The organism is Polynucleobacter parvulilacunae (assembly GCF_018881715.1).
GTDB classification, from domain to species: Bacteria; Pseudomonadota; Gammaproteobacteria; order Burkholderiales; family Burkholderiaceae; genus Polynucleobacter; species Polynucleobacter parvulilacunae.
In genome coordinates, this window is sequence record NZ_JACVPW010000001.1 from 927,296 (window position 1) to 951,812 (window position 24,517).

At 46.0% G+C, this 24,517-nt stretch carries 20 protein-coding genes; 9 read left to right on the forward strand and 11 right to left on the reverse strand.

The window, feature by feature from the left end:
- Positions 1-126 precede the first annotated feature (126 nt).
- Positions 127-3,363, forward strand: coding sequence for an autotransporter outer membrane beta-barrel domain-containing protein (locus ICN18_RS04955; protein WP_216189342.1), 3,237 nt, complete (start codon positions 127-129; stop codon positions 3,361-3,363).
- Between the two features lie 27 nt (positions 3,364-3,390).
- Here ICN18_RS04955 and ICN18_RS04960 read toward each other — a convergent pair whose 3' ends face one another.
- From ICN18_RS04960 to ICN18_RS05005, 10 genes are all read right to left on the reverse strand, one after another.
- Positions 3,391-3,927, reverse strand: a complete 537-nt coding sequence (locus ICN18_RS04960; RefSeq protein WP_216189343.1) for a C40 family peptidase — start codon at positions 3,925-3,927, stop codon at positions 3,391-3,393.
- On the reverse strand, positions 3,908-5,572 hold the full coding sequence (locus ICN18_RS04965) for a PhoH family protein (RefSeq protein ID WP_216189344.1): 1,665 nt from the start codon (positions 5,570-5,572) through the stop codon (positions 3,908-3,910). Before ICN18_RS04965 ends, ICN18_RS04960 begins: the two co-directional genes overlap by 20 nt.
- A gap of 232 nt (positions 5,573-5,804) precedes the next feature.
- Positions 5,805-6,272, reverse strand: coding sequence for a peroxiredoxin (locus ICN18_RS04970; RefSeq protein WP_216189345.1), 468 nt, complete (start codon positions 6,270-6,272; stop codon positions 5,805-5,807).
- 32 nt (positions 6,273-6,304) lie between these two features.
- Complete coding sequence (locus ICN18_RS04975; protein WP_216189346.1) at positions 6,305-7,222, reverse strand: polysaccharide deacetylase family protein; 918 nt, start codon at positions 7,220-7,222, stop codon at positions 6,305-6,307.
- 19 nt (positions 7,223-7,241) lie between these two features.
- On the reverse strand, positions 7,242-8,288 hold the full coding sequence (locus ICN18_RS04980; RefSeq protein WP_216189347.1) for a bifunctional UDP-4-keto-pentose/UDP-xylose synthase: 1,047 nt from the start codon (positions 8,286-8,288) through the stop codon (positions 7,242-7,244).
- A gap of 47 nt (positions 8,289-8,335) precedes the next feature.
- On the reverse strand, positions 8,336-9,205 hold the full coding sequence (locus ICN18_RS04985; protein ID WP_216189348.1) for a formyltransferase: 870 nt from the start codon (positions 9,203-9,205) through the stop codon (positions 8,336-8,338).
- Positions 9,206-10,168 carry a glycosyltransferase gene (locus ICN18_RS04990; protein WP_216189349.1) on the reverse strand — a complete coding sequence of 321 codons (963 nt, stop codon included), beginning with the start codon at positions 10,166-10,168 and terminating at the stop codon, positions 9,206-9,208.
- A gap of 41 nt (positions 10,169-10,209) precedes the next feature.
- Entirely contained in the window at positions 10,210-11,376 is a 1,167-nt protein-coding gene (locus ICN18_RS04995; RefSeq protein ID WP_216189350.1) for a DegT/DnrJ/EryC1/StrS family aminotransferase, read from the reverse strand.
- A gap of 11 nt (positions 11,377-11,387) precedes the next feature.
- On the reverse strand, positions 11,388-13,079 hold the full coding sequence (locus ICN18_RS05000; protein WP_216189351.1) for an ArnT family glycosyltransferase: 1,692 nt from the start codon (positions 13,077-13,079) through the stop codon (positions 11,388-11,390).
- Positions 13,079-13,456, reverse strand: a complete 378-nt coding sequence (locus ICN18_RS05005) for an Mth938-like domain-containing protein (RefSeq protein ID WP_216189352.1) — start codon at positions 13,454-13,456, stop codon at positions 13,079-13,081. Before ICN18_RS05005 ends, ICN18_RS05000 begins: the two co-directional genes overlap by 1 nt.
- 79 nt (positions 13,457-13,535) lie before the next feature.
- Between ICN18_RS05005 and ICN18_RS05010 the strand changes: the two genes are divergently transcribed.
- The 8 genes from ICN18_RS05010 (at position 13,536) to oxlT (ending at position 22,745) form a co-directional block, all read left to right on the forward strand.
- Entirely contained in the window at positions 13,536-14,792 is a 1,257-nt protein-coding gene (locus ICN18_RS05010; RefSeq protein WP_216189353.1) for a pyridoxal phosphate-dependent aminotransferase, read from the forward strand.
- Positions 14,789-16,099: a homoserine dehydrogenase gene (locus ICN18_RS05015; RefSeq protein ID WP_216189354.1), complete on the forward strand. Its 1,311-nt coding sequence runs from the start codon at positions 14,789-14,791 to the stop codon at positions 16,097-16,099. Before ICN18_RS05010 ends, ICN18_RS05015 begins: the two co-directional genes overlap by 4 nt.
- Positions 16,100-16,118: 19 nt before the next feature.
- The gene (gene thrC / locus ICN18_RS05020) at positions 16,119-17,561 is read left to right on the forward strand and encodes a threonine synthase (RefSeq protein ID WP_216189355.1); all 1,443 of its coding nucleotides are present in this window, start codon (positions 16,119-16,121) and stop codon (positions 17,559-17,561) included.
- A 54-nt stretch (positions 17,562-17,615) separates the two neighbouring features.
- On the forward strand, positions 17,616-18,839 hold the full coding sequence (locus tag ICN18_RS05025) for a molybdopterin molybdotransferase MoeA (protein ID WP_216189480.1): 1,224 nt from the start codon (positions 17,616-17,618) through the stop codon (positions 18,837-18,839).
- A gap of 18 nt (positions 18,840-18,857) precedes the next feature.
- On the forward strand, positions 18,858-19,115 hold the full coding sequence (gene moaD, locus ICN18_RS05030) for a molybdopterin converting factor subunit 1 (protein WP_216189356.1): 258 nt from the start codon (positions 18,858-18,860) through the stop codon (positions 19,113-19,115).
- Between the two features lies 1 nt (position 19,116).
- A complete protein-coding gene (gene moaE, locus ICN18_RS05035) occupies positions 19,117-19,572 on the forward strand; it encodes a molybdopterin synthase catalytic subunit MoaE (RefSeq protein WP_216189357.1) in 456 nt (151 codons plus the stop codon).
- A 51-nt stretch (positions 19,573-19,623) separates the two neighbouring features.
- Positions 19,624-21,285: a carboxylesterase/lipase family protein gene (locus ICN18_RS05040; RefSeq protein WP_216189358.1), complete on the forward strand. Its 1,662-nt coding sequence runs from the start codon at positions 19,624-19,626 to the stop codon at positions 21,283-21,285.
- A gap of 191 nt (positions 21,286-21,476) precedes the next feature.
- Positions 21,477-22,745, forward strand: a complete 1,269-nt coding sequence (oxlT, locus tag ICN18_RS05045; protein ID WP_216189359.1) for an oxalate/formate MFS antiporter — start codon at positions 21,477-21,479, stop codon at positions 22,743-22,745.
- An 83-nt stretch (positions 22,746-22,828) separates the two neighbouring features.
- On the opposite strand, the gene ggt is transcribed toward oxlT, so the two are convergent.
- Positions 22,829-24,427, reverse strand: a complete 1,599-nt coding sequence (gene ggt / locus ICN18_RS05050) for a gamma-glutamyltransferase (RefSeq protein WP_216189360.1) — start codon at positions 24,425-24,427, stop codon at positions 22,829-22,831.
- Positions 24,428-24,517: the final 90 nt, after the last annotated feature.

Below are 24,517 nucleotides of genomic sequence, written 5' to 3' on the forward strand. Positions count from 1 at the left end.
TATGTAAGTTGGAAGTATTAGCCCTAGGGTTAATAGATATTAACTTCATGGATAACTATCATTATCCCTATTGATATCAGTGGCTTAGCCACTTCTTCTATATCTAAACCCGCTAGAGCAAGCCCAATGAAAATCAAGATTCTGTTTCGCAGCCTACTAAGTTATGGAGTTACTTATATATTCCTCGGTTTCCCATCATCCTCGATGGCAGCAGGTAGCTGTGATAACTACACCCCCGGTAACAATGCTACGGTCACTTGTACTGGTTCTGCAAGTACGTCTGTAGGCGTCATTTCAACTCAATCTGATACAACCGTGGGCAACAGCGTTACTGTAAATATTAATTCCGGCACTTCATTAATTATTAATGGTTCTACAGTGGGTATTGGCAGTGCAGCTACCGTAGTGAATGATGGAAATTTAAATACCAGCGCTTTCTATTACGGTTACGGAATTTCATCGGGTGCAAATGGAAGATCGCAGGCTGGCGGCAGCAACATTACCAATAATGGCACCATTTACACTGGCGGTACAAATGCATCTGGTATTTACATCAGCGCCACTAATGCTGGATCTACCGCGAACACAATTACGAATACTGGCTCCATAACAACAGCGGGTGCCGGTGCAAATGGTATTCAAGTGGTTAATGGTGGCGCGATTACCGCCATTAATAACTCAGGAGTGATTTCTGCTCAAGGGGCTAATTCAAATGGAATTCAAGTAACGGGCGCAGCAAATATCACTAACTCAGGAACCATATGCCCATCAACGGTTGTTGGCAGCAATTGCGCTGCAAGTGGCGCGGGTAGTGGCAACGGCATACAAATTGATAACAATGCCAATGCCAATCGCACTACCGTTACCAATGCATCATCCGGCTTAATAGGTGCTCCTACAACAGCAAACTATGCAATCTACAGCGCTCAACAACCTGGTGTGGATGTATATAACTACGGAAAAATTATCGCTGCAAGTGCTGCCGCTACTGCGATTAATTTTGCTGGCTCGACAACGGGCGGATCTAATAACACTGTTACTTTATATGGCGGCTCAACGTTGTTGGGCGGCATTAGTTTTAATAAGGGCAGTACACAAGAAGCCCTGAACTTTAACGGGCTTTCAAATGCAAATTTCAGTAATGCCGTAACTGGTCTGAATATTATCAATGCCACTAACGGCTCTAATGTGGTGATGAATAGCGCTACAGGATATGAATTAGTAGCTGGAAAGATTGCGGTTGATGGTACTTCTAGTTTGGCTATCTCTGGAGTGATTCAGGATCAAACTAGCCCAAGCGCTGCTACTTCGAGTATTGAGAAAAGTGGAGCTGGAACTTTAGTGTTATCTGGTGCCAATACTTACACGGGTGGCACAGCGTTGAATGCAGGAGCTATTGCAGTTGCCAATAATGCCGCCTTAGGAACTGGCGCTTTAACGATGGCAGGCGGCACAAGCTTGCAAGCAAACTCTTCAGTAAGTCTTGCTAATAACGTTGCTTTATCTGGCGCGAGCACTATCAACACCAATGGAAACAATTTGGGTCTGTCTGGGAATATGACTGGATCCGGTGGATTTACTAAAACAGGTGCTGGCACATTAACCCTCTCCGGTACAAATGCCTATAGCGGTGGAACCACCGTCTCAGCAGGTACATTGGCCGGTAATACCTCAAGCATTCAGGGCAATGTAATTAATAACGCAATAGTGAATTTCAATCAGACAACGAACGGGACCTATGCCGGCGTAATGAGCGGATCAGGTAGCCTGGTTAAAGATGGTTCTGGCACCGTAACAATTTCTAAGACCAATACTTATACTGGGGATACAAACATTAACGCAGGTGGCCTGATATTAACTGGATCGACCACATCAAATACCTCGATAGCTGCTGGTGCTAACTTGCAAGGTAGCGGTGTCATAAATGGCAACGTAAATAACTCGGGAACGATTGCGCCATCTTTTAATGGGTCTGCAACTAATTTGACCGTGAACGGTAACTATATTGGTAATGGCGGAAACTTTGTTGGCAGCGTGTATGCTCCTGCCTCTGCTCCTGTATCCGATACTTTGACCGTAACTGGTAATACCACTGGCTCTACTGGCATTACCGTAACGGATAAGGGTGGTCTTGGCAATCGTACGGTTGGCAATGGTATACCTGTGATTATTGTGAATGGCGCGTCTACATCCAATGCATTTGCATTAACTCAGCGTGTTGCATCTGGTGCTTATGAATACAAGCTTTATAAAGGTGGCCCATCAGGCGTTGGCAATTCTTGGTACCTGTCCACTCAAGCTCCCACTCCAGCATCTACCCCGGGATCCTCTAGCGGTTCCTCAGCTGCAACTTCTGTAGCACCTCCTGCACCAGTTCCCACTCCTGCTGCTGGAGAGCGTATTGAGGTTGCGGTCTATCCAGCTGTACCTTCATTGGTGCAGTTGTATGCACAGACAGCAGTTGACACATTAGATCAACGTCGTGGCGATCTCAATTTGGTTGATCCGACAAATGGCGCTAAGAAAAGTTCAAATGATTGGGCGCGCATTATTGGTAAGACTGGAACTTCTACTCCATCCTCTGTAGATAACGGCCCGAAGATGAATTTCAATGCCTATGCTTTGCAGTTGGGTGTAGACGTGTATCAGAATGAAGAGCAGGGTGGCTCTAGATCTTATGTCGGCCCTTACGTCACTATCGGTAGCGCTAATGCCAATACTTCCAGTCAGACAGGCAGTATCTCTACCGGTAGTATTAATGGTATGCAGGCTTACTCTTTAGGTTTGTATGGCACCCATTTTGCTGCTAACGGCCTATATGTAGATGCTCTTGCTCAAGGTACGCGCTATCTCAATGCGGGAGCCGGCTCTGTTCAGGGCGCACAGCTACGCACCCAAGGCACTGGCTTTACAGGCTCGATTGAAGGCGGCGGACGCTGGAATATAGATAAGTTCTTAATCTCCCCACAAGCACAAATTGTCTATGACGCCATTGGCATGAATAATGCAACAGATGCATATGGTCAAGTGAACTTTAACAAGAGTGAAATGACTCGTGGCCGTTTAGGTTTGTTGGCCGGACATAAAGATGTGATTGGTAGCACTCCAATCTTTGCGTATTTGCGTGCTAGCTATTGGAGCATCTTTAATGCAGGCACAAGTACGACTATGGCTTCACTCTATGGTGTTAACCCAATCACTTTCCAGTCACAAGCAAACTCACGCTGGATGACTGTGGATGCTGAATTAAATGCCCGCATCACAAAAGATACCAACCTATTCATGAACTTAGCTGTTGATAACTCTTTGGTAGGAACATACCAAGCTTACTCTGGACGAATTGGCTTACAAACTCGTTTCTAAAGCAAGTTTGATTTAAATCTTGCACTATTACTGAGGTACTACGCGACGTGCTTCAGTAAACTTGGCTGCCCAGTAGGGCGTTGTGATGTAGTCAAGGCGCACGGTTCCGCCTGCGCTTGGTGCATGAACAAATCTACCTTGTCCAACATAGATTCCCGCATGGGAATATTTTTCACCGGTAGTGTTAAAGAAAACTAGATCACCTGGAGCGGGTGGTTGACCTTCAATGCTCCTACCTTTGGTACTCATCAATTGAATAGTCCGTGGAAGTTTGACCCCAGCTGCCTTGTTATAGACGTAGACAATCAGTCCGCTGCAATCAAAGCCACCCTTTGGGGTATTGCCACCAAACCGATAGGGGACATCTACTAAACCAACGGCTGCAATAGAAATATCTTCAGTACCAACGCTAGTGTCTTGCTTGAATTGAGAGACTCTAGAGGAGGATCCTGATTTGCCGCTGAACGTGCTGCACCCGCTTAGGATCAGTAAGCTACAAATAAAAATGCCGCACCCCAGAAGAGTGCGGCATGAGAGAGATTGCTTAGAGTGCGTCAGCAGCATGATCCGCAAGACGTGAGCGTTCACCGCGAGCTAAAGTCACGTGACCACCATGACGCCAACCCTTGAAGCGATCAACTACATAAGTTAAACCTGAAGACCCCTCGGTTAAATATGGGGTATCGATCTGAGCGATGTTTCCTAGGCAAATAATTTTGGTTCCAGGGCCCGCGCGGGTAACGAGGGTTTTCATTTGTTTTGGAGTGAGGTTTTGCGCTTCATCAATGATCACAAACTTGCTGACAAAGGTTCTGCCGCGCATGAAGTTCATGCTCTTTACTTTAATGCGTGAGCGAATCAACTCTTGAGTAGCAGCGCGACCCCATTCACCACCATCTTCATTACGCTGTAATACCTCTAGGTTATCGTCAAACGCACCCATCCAAGGTTGCATCTTTTCTTCTTCGGTACCTGGGAGGAAGCCAATATCTTCACCGACTGGCACTGTGGCGCGGGTAATGATGATTTCGTTATAACGCTTGCTGTCCAGAACCTGTTCAAGACCGGCGGCCAATGCCAGCAAAGTTTTGCCGGTACCAGCTTGTCCCAATAGGGTCACAAAATCAACATCTGGGTTCATGAGCAGATTCATAGCAAAGTTCTGCTCGCGGTTGCGTGCAGTAACGCTCCAGACATTATTCTTTTGATGGGAGAAGTCTCTAAGTGTTTGCAGGAGGGCAGTTTTGCCATTAATTTCTCTAACCTGTGCATAGAAAGGTGTGGAGCCATCTGGATTTTCTTGATAGACAAACTGGTTGACCAACATGCTTTGTACGGATGGTCCAGTCACGCGATAAAACATCGTGCCAGATTTGGAGTCAGCCCAGCTTTCCATATCCTTGCCGTGCTTGGGCCAAAAATCTGCTGGCAATGTCATCACGCCGGCATACATCAAGTCACGATCTTCTAATACTTGGTCGTTGAAATAATCTTCTGCAGGCAAACCAAGGGCGCGTGCCTTAATACGCATATTGATATCTTTGGATACCAATACCACTTCTTGGCCCTTACGAGTTTTTTGTAATTCGCTTACTACTGCCAGAATAAGGTTGTCACCTTTGCCTTCAGGTAGACCCTCTGGCAAAGCTTGAGTAGTTAATTTTGTCTGAAAGAATAGGCGACCCGTCACATCTTGGTTGCCTAGCTTATTGAGTGGAATGCCATCATCTAAAGTACCACTAGTGCCGGCAATCAGCTGATCCAAAGACCTGCTGACTGTACGGGCGTTACGGGCTACCTCGGTCATACCTTTTTTGTGATTGTCCAACTCTTCTAAAGTGGTCATCGGCAAGTAGAGATCATGCTCAGAGAAGCGGAACAGGGAGCTTGGGTCATGCATCAATACGTTTGTATCAAGAACAAACAAGCTTGGAGGACCAGTACGAATAATCCGTTTTGGTTTTGCGGGTGTAGCTGCTTTATTCTCATTGCGTTCATTACGCTGATGATGAACAGGGCGATGATCTGCTTTAATCTTTTCGAGAGCGACTTCCGCTGCAGATAAATCTTCTTCTGCGTCGTTCGTCCAATCAACAGCTTCCACTACCACTGGTTTTGCTTGAGCAGGACGTTTCTTTAAGTCGGGAGTATCTTTGCGACTGAGTTTCACTTGATCAGCAATTTGAGTGGGGATTGGGGGCAGCGGCATGGACTCTCCTAAAAGAAAAAACCGCCAAGCGGAGTGCATTGACGGTTTATTACGAAACTAGTTGCAGTGGTGATGGAAAAACGGAGGGGGTTGCTCCCCGTGCCTGATCTGAGATATTCAGGTTTCTGATTCAAACGGATTGTCAGACTTTCCCGTCGTTTACGGTGCATATGAATCACTTTACCCCAAAATTCGGGGTTTGCAAGCACCTCAGATCAAATTGTTGTAAAAATTATTTAATGGCTTGGGCTGCTTGTAATACTTCTGTCACATGACCTGGAACCTTGAGACCGCGCCACTCTTTTACAAGTTTACCGGAGGAGTCAAATAAGAAGGTGCTGCGCTCTACCCCACGGACTTGCTTGCCGTACATATTCTTCATCTTCATAACGCCAAAGATCTGGCAAAGCGTTTCTTCGGTATCGGCAACTAGCTCAAATGGGAGTTCAAGCTTGCTGCGGAAGTTGTCGTGTGACTTGAGGCTATCGCGGGAAACCCCTACCACCAAAGTATTGGCCTTAGTAAAGGCTTCAATGTTGTCTCTAAATTCGCCGGACTCCGCTGTGCAGCCAGGCGTCATGTCTTTTGGATAAAAGTACAGAACCAATTTTTTACCTTTGGCGGACGCTGGTGAAAACGTTAATCCAGAAGTTGCTGGAATCGCGCACTGTGGCATAGGTTGACCAATAGATACTGTCATGATGATCCTTCGTTGGTTGTTGTCTCTTACTTCTAGCTACTTTGAATAATTAAATCACCGCTGCGATTGGGTATTTCACCCCAAGTCAGTGGCAGTACCGCTATTTTATCGAGTTGCTTGGTAGCTTCCCAAGATTTGTGCAGGTCGCCCATAGTGACTAGGTCGTGACCTTGATCTAGCCATCCGGCTATTAGCTTCTCAAATGCAGGCAAGAGTTTTTGTCCCTCTAGCTCAGCGTGCAAGGTGAAGACTTGGTCATTCGGGTTGCTTTGGGTAATTTTCAGTAATTTTTTAACAGCGCCAAATTCGTCTGCACCATCGATACCAATGAGTTCATCAAACGTCGGGAGTGTGGTTGGGTACTGAACATGTTTTGCTTTGCCTGAAGGGAGTGCAAGGCGATAGGGCATTAGGTTCGGTTCAGCTCTGCCATCCGATGAGTAAGCGATGCCCCATTGATCGAGTTGTTCAAAAGCAGCTTCATTCATTTGCCATCCAGCCGCACCATAAGTAACTGGCGCATGACCAAAGATCTCTACAAAGCGATCCCAACTTCTTTGCATCATTGCTTTAGTCCACTGTGCGTCTTGTGTTCGCACTGCGTCCTGCCAGGCAACGTGATCCCAGGTGTGAATACCTGTCTCGTGACCCGCTTTATCGATGGCATGCATTTCTGCGGCAGCTTTTTTTCCAATGTCTGGCCCAGGAAGAAGGACTCCGTAAAGCAAAGTCTTAATGCCGTAATGCTCGACAACGGAAGTGCGGCTTACTTTCTTTAGAAAGCCTGGGCGAAAGACACGCTTTAAAGCCCAACCGGTGTGGTCAGGCCCAAGGCTAAACAGAAAGGTGGCTTTGAGGCCAAAACGCTCCAAGGTACGAGCAAGATTGGGTACGCCTTCTTTAGTGCCGCGTAAGGTATCTACATCAACCTTGAGAGCTATCTTAGCCATGTACCTTTGACTTGCTTACTTATTCTTTGTCGACTAGGTGACGTGCTTTTTCTACGTCTCCACGATAGGCTTCAAAAATATTCTTGAGCGCATCGGACATCGTAGTGGTTGGCTTCCAACCCAATTCACTCATCGTGTTGTCAATTGCAGGAACACGATTTTGTACGTCTTGGTAGCCTTCACCGTAGTAAGCGCCGGAAGTAGTCTCAACAATTTTCACTTCATTCGCATTCTTTGCATACTCGGGAATACTGCGAGCAATTTCCAACATCTGATTGGCTAGTTCACGAATAGAGTGATTGTTCTTTGGGTTGCCAATGTTGTAGATCTTGCCATTAGCAACACCATCTTTGTTATCAATAATGTGCATCAAAGCATCGATACCATCGTCAATATAAGTAAAGGCACGTTTCTGGGCGCCACCATCAACAACGTTGATAGATTCGCCGCGAACGATATGACCCAAGAACTGAGTTACAACGCGGGAAGAGCCTTCTTTTGGTGTGTAAATGCTATCTAGACCAGGGCCAATCCAGTTAAATGGACGGAAGAGGGTAAAGCGTAAGCCTTCCATGCCATAACCCCAAATCACACGATCCATCAACTGCTTGGAGCAGGCGTAGATCCAACGAGGCTTGTTGATTGGGCCGTAAACCATATTGGATTTAGACGGATCGAATTCGGCGTCTTCACACATTCCATATACTTCAGAAGTTGATGGGAATACCAAATGCTTTTTGTATTTCACTGCAGAGCGCACGATTGGTAGATTGGCTTCGAAATCGAGTTCAAATACTTTAAGTGGCTGCTGTACATAAGTAGCTGGAGTTGCAATCGCAACTAAAGGCAAGATGACATCGCATTTACGGATGTGATATTCAACCCATTCTTTATTGATGGTGATGTCACCTTCAAAGAAATGCATGCGCGGATGATTGATTAAGTCACCAAGACGATCGTTTTGCATATCCATGCCATAGACATCCCAATCGGTTGTCTCGAGAATACGCTTAGAAAGGTGGTGACCAATAAAACCGTTAACACCAAGAATGAGTACTTTTTTCATCTTTACTGCCTCGTTTTAATCTAATTAGATACTGCTCAATTCGTTACTTAGTTGCTTGCTGGAAACCATTCCAAGATTTCTACTGCTTGGTGGTCGCCGCAAATGCCGAATACCCGATTATCAACCACTTGGACGCCACAAACCTCAAGATTGAGCTGGGCTGGAAATGACCCTTTTAGGCTGGTGCGGGCCACAATCATGGCTTTGCCCTGATGATCCGTAAAGGCGCCTGGATAAGGGGGTGCAACCGCCCTAACTAGGTCATGGACCTGTTTAGCAGTCTGATTCCAATGAATTTGCCCGTCCGCAGGCTTGCGACCCCCAAAATAGCTCCCTTTTTGAAGTTCATTCGGTTGGCGGGGCACGATTCCCTGTAATAGGCTGGGTAAGACTTGGTCAATGACGCTTACAGCCGCATGACTTACTTTCCCAAAAACATCGGTAGCAGTTTCATCGGGGTCGATGCTCACGGCTACCTGCCCAACGATATCTCCCGCATCTGGTTTTGCTTCCATTACATGCAAAGTTGCGCCAGTTTCAGTTTCGCCATGCAGGATGGCCCAATTGACTGGCGCACGACCACGATACTTTGGCAGTAGTGAGCCGTGCATATTCAAAGCCGCAATTTTGGCGCAAGCCAAAACCTGCGCTGGAATCATGAATCGATAGTAGAAGGAGAAAATGTAATCGGGGGCCAGTGCTTGAATCTTGGGAATTAAACTCACCAACTCATTAGCTTTTGGCGTAATGAACGGAATATTTTTCTCTGCGCATAATTTAGCGACACTCCCAAACCAAACATTTTCGTTTGGATCATCTTCATGGGTAACAACTAAATCAATTTGGATGCCTGCGCTGATAAGTGCCTTGAGGCAATTAACGCCTACATCGTGATAAGCAAAGACGACTGCGTGCAATTATTTTTTCTCTAAAACAGTTTGCACAACATAGCGAGGACGTTTGCGGATCTGTTGATAGATGCGGCCAATGTATTCACCCAAGAGACCAAGCCCAAAGAGCATCACGCCAATCAGGAAGAAGGTCAAGGCGAAGAGGGTAAATACACCCTCAACCTCAGCACCTAGAACAAAGCGGCGCACCAGCAGGTAGGCAAACAAGCTGCCTGCAGCAAGGGAGAGAAGCATGCCTAGGATTGAGAAGATCTGTAGCGGCATGATCGAGAAGCCAGTTACCAAGTCAAAGTTCAAACGAATAAGTTGATACAGACTGTACTTGGACTCACCAGCAAAACGCTCTTCGTGTTTGACAGAAATTTCTACTGGGTTTGCAGAGAAGGTATATGCCAAAGCTGGAATAAAAGTATTGCTTTCATCACATTGACGAACGAGATCAACAATGCGACGACTATATCCGCGCAACATGCAGCCTTGATCGGTCATCGTGATGCGGGTAATATTTTCACGCAAGCTATTCATAACGCGTGAAGCAAATTTTCTAAAGAAGCTGTCCTGACGATTTGCGCGGATAGTGCCAACGTAATCGTGACCTTTTAATAATTGCTCGGTCAATGCATCTATTTCTTCGGGCGGGTTTTGTAAGTCAGCATCCAAAGTAATAATGTGTTCGCCTTTAGCATATTCAAAGCCGGCCATGATCGCCATATGCTGGCCAAAGTTGCTATGAAATAAAACAGCGCGAGTGACATCGGGACGTAACTCAACTTGTTTAGAGAGGATGCCGGCGGAGCGATCTTTGCTGCCATCATTCACAAACACAATTTCATAGGCAATCTTGCGTTTGGCGGCCAGTGCATCCAAAGCTGGATAGAGGCGATCGAATAAAGCTTTTAGCCCGTCCTCCTCGTTGTAAACGGGAATAACAATACTGAGTGTTGGGTTGGCAACTAAATTTGCAGTCATGCTGCAATTTTGCCTGATTCTGAGCTTTTAACCTAAGAACGCTAGTTTTTGCGGTATTTAAGCAAGATTCCGACTAAACCACTAGCTATACGGCCAATATCTTCATCGGCCATTGCTGGAAATAAAGGGAGGGTCAGAATGGATTTACCAATGCGTTCAGCAATTGGCGTATCTGATGTTTTGTAGCCCTGGTTTTTGTAGAGAGTAAAGCCGGTAATAGCGGGGTAATGAACGCCAGTACCAATGCCTAAATCTTTTAACTCAGTCATCACTTGGGCGCGATCGGTCTTTAACTGATCCAAGGGCAATGCAACTTGGAACATGTGCCAGTTGCTGTCGGTAAAGTTTTCTACAGGAAGCTCTAACTCCAAGCTTTCCAATCCAGCAGATTTCAATTCAGCGCGAAGGACATTAAAGTATTGACGCGCGAGCGCGGTACGGCGAGTTTGATAAAAAGGAAGCTGCTTGAGTTGTTCAAGACCGATTGCCGCGTTCACATCAGTAAGATTATCTTTACCGCCCAATACATCAACATCCATTCCATCCATGCCTTGACGGGTTAATCCTTGAAGGCGGAACTTCTCAGCAAGTTTTGCTTCATCGGCGTTATTTAATACAAGGCAACCACCCTCAATAGTTGTGAGATTCTTATTAGCTTGAAAGCTAAAACTCACTAAATCACCGAAGCTACCAATCTTCTTGCCTTGCCACTGTGAGCCAAAGGCTTGTGCAGCATCTTCGATTACGCGAAGCTTGTATTTTTTAGCTAAAGAGTAGAGCTGATCCATGTCAACCGGTAATCCAGCTAAATAGACTGGCATGATCGCGCGCGTCTTTGGTGTGATTGCAGCAGCAACTTTATTTAAATCAATGTTGCGTGTTACGGGATCAACATCCACAAATACTGGTTTTGCACCAACACTCAAAATCACGTTTGAGGTTGCCACCCAAGAGATAGGAGTTGTAATAACTTCATCACCTGGGCCAATGCCTGCAACTTGCAAAGCAATCTTCATCGTTGCTGTGCCATTGGCAAAGCAACGCACTGGTCGATCGTCGAAGTACTTACTTAAAGTGGATTCAAACTCTGCCAACTTAGGGCCTGATGTCACCCAACCTGAGCGCAATACTTCCGAGACGGCATCAATTGTTTCTTGATTAAAGCTGGGGCGCGTGAATGGGATAAATGGGGAGTTAGAGTCTGACATAGGTTTCTATATTACTGCGTCACGTTTGATGAGTCGGGATGTTTCACAATGACTCTGCGAGAGTCGCGATCGACCTCCTGCATTGGGAAGTTCTGTGCCTTTAGCGCATCAAATTGCTCTGGAACCATCAGGGCATAGGCTGTTTGATCTTCTTGCCAGCGGGCAATAAACGCATCTAAGCTCGGCATCCAAAGTTGGGGCTCTTGATTCACGCCAAACTCGAGTTCGTCAGGAGATTCCACCATGATCATGGTTCTGCCTAAATAAAAAGGTACGGTGTGATCCAAAAGACGCACTGAATAGAAATTCACCTTTTCAGGAATGGAGGCTTTTACCCGTTCAACTAAATCAATGCCAGAGACAGCGCGACCTAAAGTTTCATGGCCTGTTCCGGCGATGATGGCGCAAAGAAAAAATCCACAGGCAAAACTCACAATACTTTGAATGCCATTGCGTTTGCTTTGCCATGTAGCAAAAGCACTAAAACTGACTAGTGCCACTAATGCAGTAATCACCCAATAGGTGTATTGGGCATATGTTTCAATTTCATCAGGCCTTGCTTGTTTGCCAATCGCATCTAAAAAGAAAAATCCAACGCAACCAAGCAATGCAAATCCAAGTGTCTGTAATTTCCATGACAGAGCCATGGTGTTGGTGTGACCAAGTAAGTGATCCAAGCGATTGCCAATAATCAAAGCAAGCGCAGGGAAAATAGGAATGATGTAGCCAGGTAATTTAGAGCGCGAGACACTAAAGAACGCAAAGATCACCACAAACCAGCAGACCAATAACCAGCCGGCAGAAAACTCGCGACGACGCTCACTCCATGCTTGTGCAATTGCCCCTGGGATCTGAAGAAACCAGGGAAGTATGCCTATCAGGAGTAAGGGCACAAAGTAATAAATAGGACCTGTTCTGCTGTGCGCGTCTTGTGTAAAGCGTTGTAGATGCTCGTGGATAAAAAAGAATTCTAGAAATTCAGGGTTGCGTTGCGCTACCAATACAAACCAGGGCGCTGTGATTGCTAGGAACAAAATGCTTCCGCTGACTAAACGTAAGCGAGTCCAAATTTTCCAATCCCATGTGCTAATAGAGTAAGTAACAAATACCATTGCAGGAATCGCAGCACCAATCACACCCTTCGATAGAGTGGCTAATGCCATGAAGGCCCAGCAAGCCCACATCCAATTGCGACAACTATTTTTATTGTGAGATGTTTGTGCAACTAATAGGCTGCACAAAGCCGCAACTAAAAATGATGACAAGCCCATGTCTAGCGAGTTGAAGTGTCCGCTGATGATCCACATAGGGCTTGATGCAAGAACAACAGCAGCCAACCATCCCGCTCTCGCATTAAAAATTCGCGCGCCAGTAAAGCCAACTAAAAGAATGGTTAAGAATCCGGTGAGCGCTGTCCAAAGACGCGCTTGCCAATCACCAATACCGAATACTTGAAAAGCGGCGGCAGTTGCCCAGGCCTGAAGGGGCGGTTTTTCAAAATACTTATAGCCGTTGTAACGCGGTGTAATCCAATCGCCGGTAACCAGCATTTCGCGGGCGATTTCTGCATAGCGCCCCTCGTCCGATGGAATGAGGTGGCGGTAATTGAGAGTGCCAAACCACAGCAAGCCATAAATAATGACCAGCAGCAAAATCTTGCCTGGATGCAGGGCGGATGACTGCCGAATTTGGCCAAATTGCATTAAGTGGGTTCCACTATTAAGGCTAAGAGGACTTGGCGCCCTTCACCTACAAGGATGTTGTATGTCCGGCAGGCAGCTTGAGAATCCATGATTTCAAAGCCAATTTTGGCTGAAATCAGAGCTTTCAGGAGCTCAGGTTTGGGAAAACGCTGACGGCTACCGGTCCCGATCAGGATTAATTCTGGTTTTAAATCAACGAGTTGCGAGAAATTATTGGCTTCTAGGCCTTCAAATGCCTTGACTGGCCACTCGGAGATGGCGCCGTCTGAGCTCAGGACAACAGCGTGGGCGTAAGAAGTCTTATTGATCTCTACGTAGCCATCGCCGTAGCCAGTGATCGTATTTGCTCCGGAATGGGGGTCAGATTGAAGCTTCAAGTGGACTCTCTGTCATAATTATGTGGATTATAGCTAGCTGTTTTTTCTCATATTTCAAGAACTTACCCTTAAATTTATTGTGAAACCGATCCGAAAGTCCCAAAAGCTCGATAACGTCTGTTATGACATACGTGGGCCGGTGCTCGAGCTTGCTCAGCGCATGGAGGAAGAGGGTCACAAAATCATCAAATTAAACATCGGAAACGTAGGGGTTTTCGGTTTTGATCCACCTGAAGAGATTCAGTTGGACATGATTCGCAATTTGAGTAACGCATCTGCCTATTCTGATTCCAAAGGAATTTTTGCTGCTCGCAAAGCCATCATGCAGTATTGCCAGGAAAAAGGCATCCAGGGTGTGACTTTGGATGATGTTTATACCGGTAATGGGGTTTCTGAGCTCATCGTACTTTCGATGAATGCCCTTCTAAATGATGGCGATGAAGTTTTAGTTCCAACACCAGACTACCCACTGTGGACTGCTGCTGTGAGTTTGTCCAGCGGCACACCTGTGCACTATCTTTGTGATGAATCCAAAGGTTGGGAGCCAGACTTAAATGATTTGCGTAAAAAAATTACGCCTCGCACTAAAGCAATTGTCATCATTAATCCCAACAATCCAACTGGCGCTATTTACTCTAAAGAGGTTTTGTTGGAGATGATTCAGATTGCGCGCGAACATGGTTTGATATTGTTTGCTGATGAGATTTACGACAAGATGTTGTATGACGCAGAGAAGCATATCTCTCTCGCATCTTTATCAACTGATGTGGTTACCATCACCTTTAATGGTTTATCCAAGAATTACCGTTCATGTGGCTATCGTGCCGGTTGGATGGTGGTTTCAGGTGATAAAGAAATGGTTCGAGACTACATCGAAGGCTTGAACATGTTGGCCTCGATGCGCTTGTGTGCAAACGTGCCAGGCCAGTATGCAATTCAAACTGCATTGGGCGGCTATCAAAGTATTAATGATTTAGTTGGTGAGGGTGGTCGTCTTGCAAAGCAGCGCGATCTTGCATGGAAACTCATTACGGATATTCCGGGGGTCACCTGCGTTAAACCAAAATCTGCTTTGTATTTATTCCCAAGGTTAGATCCTGAGATTTATCCAATTGAAGATGATCAACAATTTGTTGCTGATCTCTTGAAGGAAGAAAAAGTATTGTTAGTTCAGGGTTCCGGTTTTAACTGGGGCAAGCCTGATCACTTCCGCGTAGTGTTCTTGCCTCACGAAGATGTGCTCAAGGAGGCTATCAGCCGTCTTGCACGTTTTTTGGAGCGTTATCGTAATAAGCACAGCCGTAAGGCTTCTTCAACTGCAGCAAAGGCATCATGAAACCGATTCAAGTAGGTCTGTTAGGTATTGGCACCGTTGGTGGTGGCGTATTCACTGTTCTCGAGCGTAACCAAGATGAGATTACTCGTCGTGCTGGGCGCGGTATTCGTATTAATACAGTCGCTGATCTAAATGTAGATCGCGCTAAAGAACTCGTGAAGGATCGTGCACAAGTGGTGAGCGATGCTCGTGCCGTCATCAATAACCCAGAGATTGATATCGTTGTTGAGTTAATCGGTGGTTACGGTATTGCTAAAGACTTGGTTCTTGAAGCGATCGCTGCTGGTAAACACGTAGTTACAGCAAATAAGGCATTGATCGCTGTACACGGTAATGAGATTTTTAAGGCTGCGCACGCTAAAGGCGTGATGGTGGCATTTGAAGCGGCAGTTGCTGGTGGTATCCCGATTATTAAAGCATTGCGTGAAGGCTTAACCGCTAATCGCATCGAATGGATCGCTGGCATTATTAATGGTACGACCAATTTCATCTTGTCAGAAATGCGTGACAAAGGTTTGGACTTCGGCACCGTTCTCAAAGAAGCGCAACGTTTGGGTTACGCTGAGGCGGATCCTACCTTTGATATTGAAGGGGTTGATGCTGCGCATAAAGCGACCATCATGAGCGCGATTGCATTTGGCATTCCAATGCAGTTTGAAAAAGCGCACATTGAAGGCATCACTAAATTAGACGCCATTGATATTAAATACGCAGAGCAATTAGGCTATCGCATTAAGTTGCTTGGTATTGCTAAGAAAACTTCTACAGGTGTTGAGTTGCGTGTGCACCCAACCTTAATTCCTTCTAAGCGTTTAATTGCTAACGTTGAAGGCGCTATGAATGCTGTTCAAGTATTTGGCGATGCCGTGGGAACTACTTTGTATTACGGCAAAGGTGCCGGCTCTGAGCCAACTGCATCCGCAGTGATTGCTGACTTGGTTGACATCACCCGTTTGTTAAGTGCTGACGCTGAGCATCGCGTACCTTACTTGGCCTTCCAGTCAGACGCTATTCATGACACGCCTGTCTTGCCGATTGGCGAGATCACTACTAGTTACTACTTGCGCTTGCGTGTAGCTGACCAGGCAGGTGTATTGGCAGACATCACCAAAATTTTGGCTTCACATGGCGTTTCAATTGACGCGCTCTTACAAAAGGAAGCTGACGAGGGCGAGAGTCAAACTGATTTAGTGGCTTTGACTCATGAAACCAAAGAGAAGAACATGCTTGCGGCAATCAAAGAGATTCAAGCTCTTAAAACCGTTGCAGGCGAAGTAGTGAAGATCCGTTTAGAAAATCTGTCTTAAGTAAAACTCAGCAAAACACATGCGTTACCAATCTACTCGTGGCAATAGCCCACAACAATCCTTCTTAGAAATTTTGTTAGGTGGATTGGCGCCTGATGGTGGCCTGTATTTACCTACTCAGTATCCTAAAGTCACTGTAGCGCAATTGGATTCTTGGCGTGGCTTGTCTTATGCTGATTTGGCTTATGAAGTTCTGAGCCTGTATTGCGACGATATTCCTGAGGCTGATTTGCGTGCGCTCTTACGCAAAACTTATACCGAACAGGTCTACTGCAATGGTCGCCCTCAAGATAATGCAAAAGACATTACACCCATCCATTGGCTGGGTGAAGAGCATGGCACACGCATAGGCCTATTGAGTCTTTCAAATGGCCCAACATTGGCCTTCAAAGATATGGCCATGCAGTTGCTGGGCAATCTTTTTGAATACACCTTAAAGAAAAAAGGTCAGCAGCTCAATATTTTGGGTGCAACTTCCGGTGATACTGGTAGCGCGGCTGAGTACGCGATGCGGGGTAAAGAGGGCGTCAAGGTATTTATGCTCTCACCGCGCGGCAAGATGAGCGCCTTTCAGTCTGCGCAAATGTATTCCTTGCAAGACCCTAATATTTTTAACTTAGCAGTAGCTGGCGTCTTTGATGATTGCCAAGATATTGTGAAGGCGGTAAGTAACGATCACGCCTTCAAGGCGAATAATAAAATTGGCACAGTGAACTCCATCAACTGGGGTCGTGTGGTTGCTCAGGTCGTGTATTACTTCCAAGGTTATCTCTTAGCAACGAAATCTAGTTCAGAGAAAGTCTCATTCACTGTTCCTTCAGGTAACTTTGGTAACATCTGCGCAGGCCATATTGCTCGCATGATGGGTTTACCAATTGAGCATTTGATTGCTGCTACAAATGAGAATGACGTACTTGATGAGTTTTTCCGCACCGGTGTCTATCGTGCGCGCAAGTCCGCAGAAACTCTGCACACATCTAGCCCATCCATGGATATCTCTAAGGCGAGTAACTTTGAGCGATTTGTATTTGATTTCATGGGGCAAGACGGCACAGCGACTGCAGCCATGTTCAAGCAGGTTGATGAAGCAGGTGGTTTTGATATCTCGAAAGATACGGTCTTTAAAGAGTTGGGTAAGTATGGTTTCCAGTCTGGACGCAGCACTCATGAGAATCGCCTAGAAACTATTCGTGATATCGATAAACGCTATGGCGTCATGATTGATACACATACTGCTGATGGTGTGAAAGTGGCTCGTGAGCACTTGCAAGCAGGTATTCCAATGATTGTTCTCGAGACAGCACTGCCAATTAAGTTTGAAGAAACGATTGAAGTAGCTTTAGGCCGTCCTGCTGAATGCCCGCCAGCTTTTAAGGACATTAAGTCTAAGCCGCAGCGCGTAGAAAATATCGATGCAGATGTGAATCAAGTTAAAGATTTCATTACAGCGAATCTGGGTTAATTTTTTAACCCACCAAAACTCAAGCAATAAATTCATCCTATGACTAAGCCACCAATGTTGACTGCACAGCAGGCTTTAGACCATTTGCTTTCTCATGCCCAGCCCGTTGGCGAGATTGAGAAGGTGGCAATGCAAGCGGCCTTAGGTCGCGTTCTTGCTGAAAACGTCAATAGCCTAGTGGATGTACCACCATTGGATAACACTTCCATGGATGGTTATGCGGTTAGAACGGCGGATACCCAAAATCCTGGAAGTACTCTCAGAATTGCACAACGTATCCCAGCTGGATCGATGGGTACTACTTTGGAGCCAGGCACTGTCGCCAGAATTTTTACTGGCGCACCAGTTCCACCAGGTGCAGATGCCGTTGTGATGCAAGAGGATTGCACGACAGACAGTGAGACTAATCAGGTAACCATTAACATTGCCCCAACATCAGGCCAATGGATTCGTCGCAAGGGCGAGGATTTAACTGCTGGTAAGACTGCATTAACTGCTGGTACCTTTCTGCGTCCACAGGAGTTGGGTGTCGCTGCTTCAGCTGGTCTAACTCATCTGAATGTAAAGCGTCGTGTGAAGGTTGCGGCATTCTTCACAGGTGACGAGTTAGCTTTACCGGGTGAGCCTTTAAAGCCGGGCGGCATTTACAACTCGAATCGCGATACCTTATTGGCCTGTCTCAAATCCTTGGGATGTGACGCAACGGATTTAGGCATTGTTCCTGATCGTCTGGATGCAACACGCGCAGCATTACGTAAAGCTAGCAAAGACCACGATTTAATTATTACTTCTGGCGGCGTTTCAGTTGGCGAAGAAGATCACATTAAGCCTGCAGTGACTGCCGAAGGAAGATTAGATCTTTGGCAGATTGCTATTAAGCCTGGTAAGCCATTGGCTTTTGGTGCAGTTCGCAAATCAGAAGAGTCTAAAGACGGTGAGGCCTGGTTTATTGGCTTGCCCGGCAACCCTGTATCCAGTTTTGTAACCTTCTTGTTATTCGTCCGCCCTTTTATTCTGAAATTACAGGGCCGCGAAGCTAAACAGCCTCAGTCTTATCTTATGCGCGCAGATTTTGATTGGTTAAAAGCCGATCGCCGCAATGAGTTCTTGCGCGTCAAGTTGAATAGCAATGGCGGCTTAGATTTATTCCCCAACCAAAGCTCTGGCGTGCTCACTAGTGCTTCTTGGGGCGATGGTTTAGTTGATTGCCCGCCAAACCAACCAATCAAGGCTGGAGATTTGGTGAAATACATCCCCTTTGATGCGCTACTCAAATAATCGGTTTACGATTAACCCATGAAACTCGAATTACGATTCTTTGCCTCGCTACGTGAAGCGCTTGGTATCTCGCAAGAGAGCATCACCATTCCTGTAACAGTCAAAAGCATTGCTGATCTTAGGGCTCATCTTATCGAGCGTGGCAACCCATGGGCTGAAGTCTTGGCGGATGGCAAAGTATTGCGCTGCGCCTTAAATCAACATATGGTTGATGCGAATACGCCATTACAAGATGGTGCTGAAGTGGCTTTCTTCCCGCCGGTTACTGGGGGCTGATGTGCCAATCAAAATTCAAGAAAATGATTTTGATGTCAGCGCCGAGATAGCAGCGCTGCGCAAAGGCGATCCAAGAGTAGGTGCAGTAGTTACTTTCTTGGGTACTGTGCGGGATATGAACGATGGTAGCCAAGTAAAAGGCATGACGCTTGAGCACTACCCCGGCATGACTGAGAAGGCGCTTCAAGAAATCCTCGATCAAGCTAAAGCTCGCTGGGATCTTTATCAAACTCTAGTAATTCATCGTGTTGGGCCTTTGTTGCCTGAAGATCAAATCGTACTGGTAGTAGTCACTAGTGCACACAGGGGTGAAGCTTTTTCTGCCTGTGAGTTCATCATGGACTACCTCAAGACGGCAGCACCATTCTGGAAAAAAGAAGATACCCCAGAGGGTGCTCGCTGGGTGGATGCCCGTGTAACCGATGAGGCTGCAATGGCCCGGTGGCAAAAGAAGTAAACAGCAAACTTCGGTTGCTAAAAATATTATTTTTTGATAGAGGGAATTCAGATGAAAAAACTGCTTGGGATACTTCTTGCTGCCATTGCTTTATCTGCTTACAGTGTTACTGAGCGACCAGTTATTCAGATTGAAGCTGGTAAATTGCAAGGCACTGTTGAATACAACATGCATGCATTTAAAAATATTCCTTATGCTGCACCGCCAGTTGGTGACTTAAGATGGAGACCTCCACAGCCACCGGCATCATGGTCCGGCACTCGTGATGCTGGACAATTTGGTGATTCTTGCCCACAACCCTTTGTAAAAAATTTGAGTACTGGCTTGGGCTTACCCGGAAGTGAGGATTGTCTTAAGTTAAACGTGTTCACGCCACAAAAAGCAGGCAAGGATTTGCCTGTGATGGTTTGGATTCATGGAGGTGGTTTACTGGTAGATGGTGCGAGAGATGCGCAGTTCACCCCAATTAATTTAGTGAAGAATGGCGTGATTGTTGTAACTTTTGATTACCGTTTAGGCACATTTGGATTCTTTGCGAGCCAAGAGTTAATTGAAGAAGCCAAGGCTAAAGGCGAGCCAGTTGGAAATTACGGCACCATGGATCAAATCGCAGTGCTGAAGTGGGTTAAAGATAATATTGCTGCATTTGGTGGGGATCCAAATAATGTCACTATTTTTGGTGAGTCAGCGGGTGGGCGAAGTGTTACATGGTTAATGGTTTCTGATGCTGCAAGAGGCTTATTCCATCGAGCAATCGCTGAAAGTGCACAACAAAGCCCATTGCGAGGCATGACTGAAAAGCGCCTAGGCATGGTTCCAGAAACCGAGATTGATGCTAAGTACATGAACACGGTAGGAGCAAAGAATCTTAAGGAGTTAAGAAATCTCCCAACGCAGAAGTTGGTTCTAACGGCCGCTAACTTTGAGCAGGGAGAATTTGGCGGGCCCTTTATCGATGGTCAGATCTTGAAGGGTGATCCGGTGCCTTTGTTTGCTGCAGGTAAGCAGGCTAAAGTTCCTTTTATGATTGGTACCAACTCTTGGGACTCTAGTTTTTTGGTGCCCGGACAGCCATCGATGGTAGCCCTCTCAAAAATGCTTCGCGAGGATCCAAAGATTGTCCAAATGCTGTATTCAAATATTAAAGACAAATGCATTATTGCTTCAGATGCTTTGGGTGATATGTTGTATCGGGGTAGTACTAAATTACTTGCCGACAGCATGAATGGTGTTGCGCCAGGATATGCATACTATTTCGATTATTTAACCGAGAAAATTCGCCCAGCGTATCCAGGTGTCCCACATACATTTGAGATTAGTTATGTATTCGGTAGTTATGGACTGATGCCGCAGGCCCCTAAAAAAGTGGAGTCCGGCGCCAATCATTGCGCTCGCATCGAACAAGCTACTGCTGACTTAAAGAAAAAAGGTATTTGGTCTAAGTATTGGTACCCCATTACCAATAAAGATGATCCGCAAGATCAGGCGATGTCTGAAAAGATGTCTGCAAGTTGGGCCGCATTTGCAAAAACGGGCAATCCAAATGTTAGCGGTCAGGCTAATTGGCCCGTATATAACCTTAATGCCGATGTCATGAGGAGTTTTTCATATGATCAAGAGACTACGACGGGTCTTTTAAAGGATCGTGTTGCGTATCAAATACTCCATCTGCGAGAGATATTTGCACTTGAGCGTTTAAAAGACGCATTCTAAAAACTTTTTCCGCTATTCACTAAACCACCCCAAGGGGTGGTTTTTGTTTTTATTGGTGCATCAAGCCGCATCAAATATGTACTACTGCACCATCCAAGGGAATTACTTAGTAATTACCCGAAAATTTAGATCAAAATACATCAACAAAAGCAATTCAGAAATTTTGATTAAACAATAAACAGGAGATTCGTATGACTTCAGTTGTTATGGGTGCGGAAAGCACCAGTAAGAACCCTCTAAAGTCGAAGTGGGTTCAGTTGGCTTTGGGTGTGATTTGTATGATGTCCATCTCCAGCCCACAATATGTATGGGCCTTATTCACTAAGCCGATTATGGGTCAGCTCGGTGTTACTTTGACAGAGCTGCAAATAACATTTTCGATCTTGATTGTGTTGCAGACTTTTTTCTCACCATTCCAAGGTTATTTAGTCGATAAGTTTGGCCCTCGTCTTTTGTTATCTATTGGCACTATTCTGACGGGCGCAAGCTGGGTGCTTTCGGCTAATCTCACTACCGTGTCCAATCTTTACCTCACCTACGGCGTGTTAGGTGGCTTGGGCACCGGTATTGTGTATATCGGTGTTGTTGGCTTGATGGTTCGTTGGTTTCCAAATAACCGTGGATTTGCTGTAGGTATGGTTGCGGCCGGATATGGCATTGGTGCATTGCTTACTACTTTCCCAATTTCTACAAGCCTTACTGAATCTGGCATTCAGGGTACATTGACAGTTTTTGGTTACATCATCGGCGCTGTTGGTTTATTGGCTGCACAAGGTATTCGTGTGCCCCATGCCGATCGCGTACAAACAGCCGATCAAATAGAGGCCGCTGCAACGGGAGTTGCACCAAAGACAATGCTAAAGACACCAGTTTTTTGGCTCATGTTTTTGATGATGTCTATGATGTCTACATCAGGGTTGATGGTCATCTCTCAGATGGGCGCATTTGCAAAAGACTTTGGTATTACATCGGCTATGGTTTTTGGTATGGCCGCCTTACCATTAGCTTTAACAATTGATCGTGTTACCAATGGTTTAACTCGTCCAATATTTGGTTGGGTATCCGACCGCATTGGACGTGAATACACCATGACGATTGCTTTTGGTTTAGAAGCGGTTGCTATGTTTGCTTGGGTGATGACACGCTCTGATCCTGTGATGTTCGTATTGCTCTCAGGTATCGTGTTCTTTGGTTGGGGTGAGATTTTCTCCTTATTCCCATCGACTTTGACTGATACATTTGGTCAAAAGCATGCAACTACAAACTATGGTTTCTTATATATGGCTCAAGGTGTTGGCTCGATTGTTGGCGCCCCAGTTGCAGCTTATATCCATGGTGTGACTGATAGCTGGCTACCAGTATTTGCCATCATGATCGTATTAGATGCGACTGCAGCTATTCTGGCTTTCTTTGTTCTACGCCCAATGCGCGCTAAGTACATGAAGACACTTGCTGCATAAGTTGTCACTAGCCTCTCACTTGAGGATGGAAAAAAGGCTACCAACTCGGTAGCCTTTTTTAATGTCACAAGATGTGTTTAACACTAGAACGAGCTCACTGCTCCATCGCTTCTAGGGTCCCATCCACCTTGCAATATTCCAGACGGATCACGAATAATGCAACCTGCATGGCCAACAGTTTCATCAAAGGCGTCTAGCATTTCAATTTCATGGCCTAAAGCATGAAGGTCTTTTGCGACTTCAGGACCAAAACGTGATTCGAGTTTTAAGCTATCACTCGTTTGTCCCCAGGTGCGACCAAGTAACCAGCGTGGACGACTAATAGCATCTTGCGGATCAAGGCCATAAGTTGCTGTACGAGTAAATACTGCACACTGGGTTTGTGGTTGACCATCTCCGCCCATCGTGCCGTAAACCATTGAGCGACCATCCTTAAATAAAGCCATCGCTGGGTTAAGGGTATGAAAAGGTTTGCGATACGGCTCAAGGTGATTCAGTGTGTTTGGATCGAGAGAAAAACTGCAACCGCGGTTTTGCCAGTTGACACCTGAGGTAGGGAGCACAATGCCTGCGCCAAACTCATGATAGATGCTTTGGATGAAGGAAACGCAATTACCGTCACCATCAATGACGCCCATCCAAATGGTATCGGCTGGACCTTTGCCTTGACCCCATGGAAGTGCTTTATTAGGGTCAATATTTTTGGCTAATTTTTTCAGGAATGCAGGTGATAAGAAGGATTGCGCATTCTTTGTCATGTACGCAGGATCAGTTACAAACTGATCGCGAATCTTAAAGGCCTGCTTGGTAGCCTCAACGCAATGGTGCACGTATTCTGGGCTATCCACTTTGAAGCGTTTTAAGTTCAGCTGATCTAGGATGCCGATAATCATTAATGAGACCACGCCTTGGGTTGGCGGAGTCATGTTGTAAACATTGCCCATGCTATGTTTCAGCTCCAGAGGATCTATAAGCTTTGCATTGTGGCGATGAAGGTCATCCAATCTTAGTGGGCTGCCTAGCTCAGCGAGTTCTTTAGCTAACGATTCAGCCAATTCACCACGATAGTAATCATCAGTGCCTTTTTGGGCGATTTGGCGCAAAGTTTTTGCTAGGCGCTCTTGCTTAAAAATACTGCCGACGGCGGGTGCTTTACCCTTAACTAAAAAAGTTTCCGCAAAGCCGGGAATAGGACTCAGTTCTTGGCGCTTCTTTTCGGTGAGGCTTGATTGACTAAAGGTGACGGGTGTACCGGCTTCTGCATAGTGAATCGCATCCGCAAGCAAACGAGAAAGGGGCAATTTACCGCCTAAACCTTGTTTAGAAAGTTTGTGTGCGGCACCCCAACCGGAGATGGTGCCAGCTACGGTATTTGCTGCTACCGCACCACGAAAGGGGATGGCTTTCGTGATGCCACGCTCTGCGTACCATTTCTTTGTGGCTAGGCCGGCAGCCGCTCCACAGGCATCAATACCACCCATGGCTTTGCCAGGAGAGTGAATCACCCAGAAGGAGTCTCCACCAATGGAGTTCATGTGTGGGTAGACCACAGCAATCGTGGCTGCTGCTGCAACCATCGCCTCAAGTGCATTACCACCTTCTCGTAAAACCGCTAAAGCAGATTCTGATGCTAGAGAATGTGGCGCAACCGCCATTCCTCTAGTTCCCCATTTTGGTTGCATGACTAATCTCCGATGAAATAATGAATATTGTTATGGTTCTATTGTAGATCTGGCGCAAGTGCTGCAATCATTGACTGTGCACAAATTTGG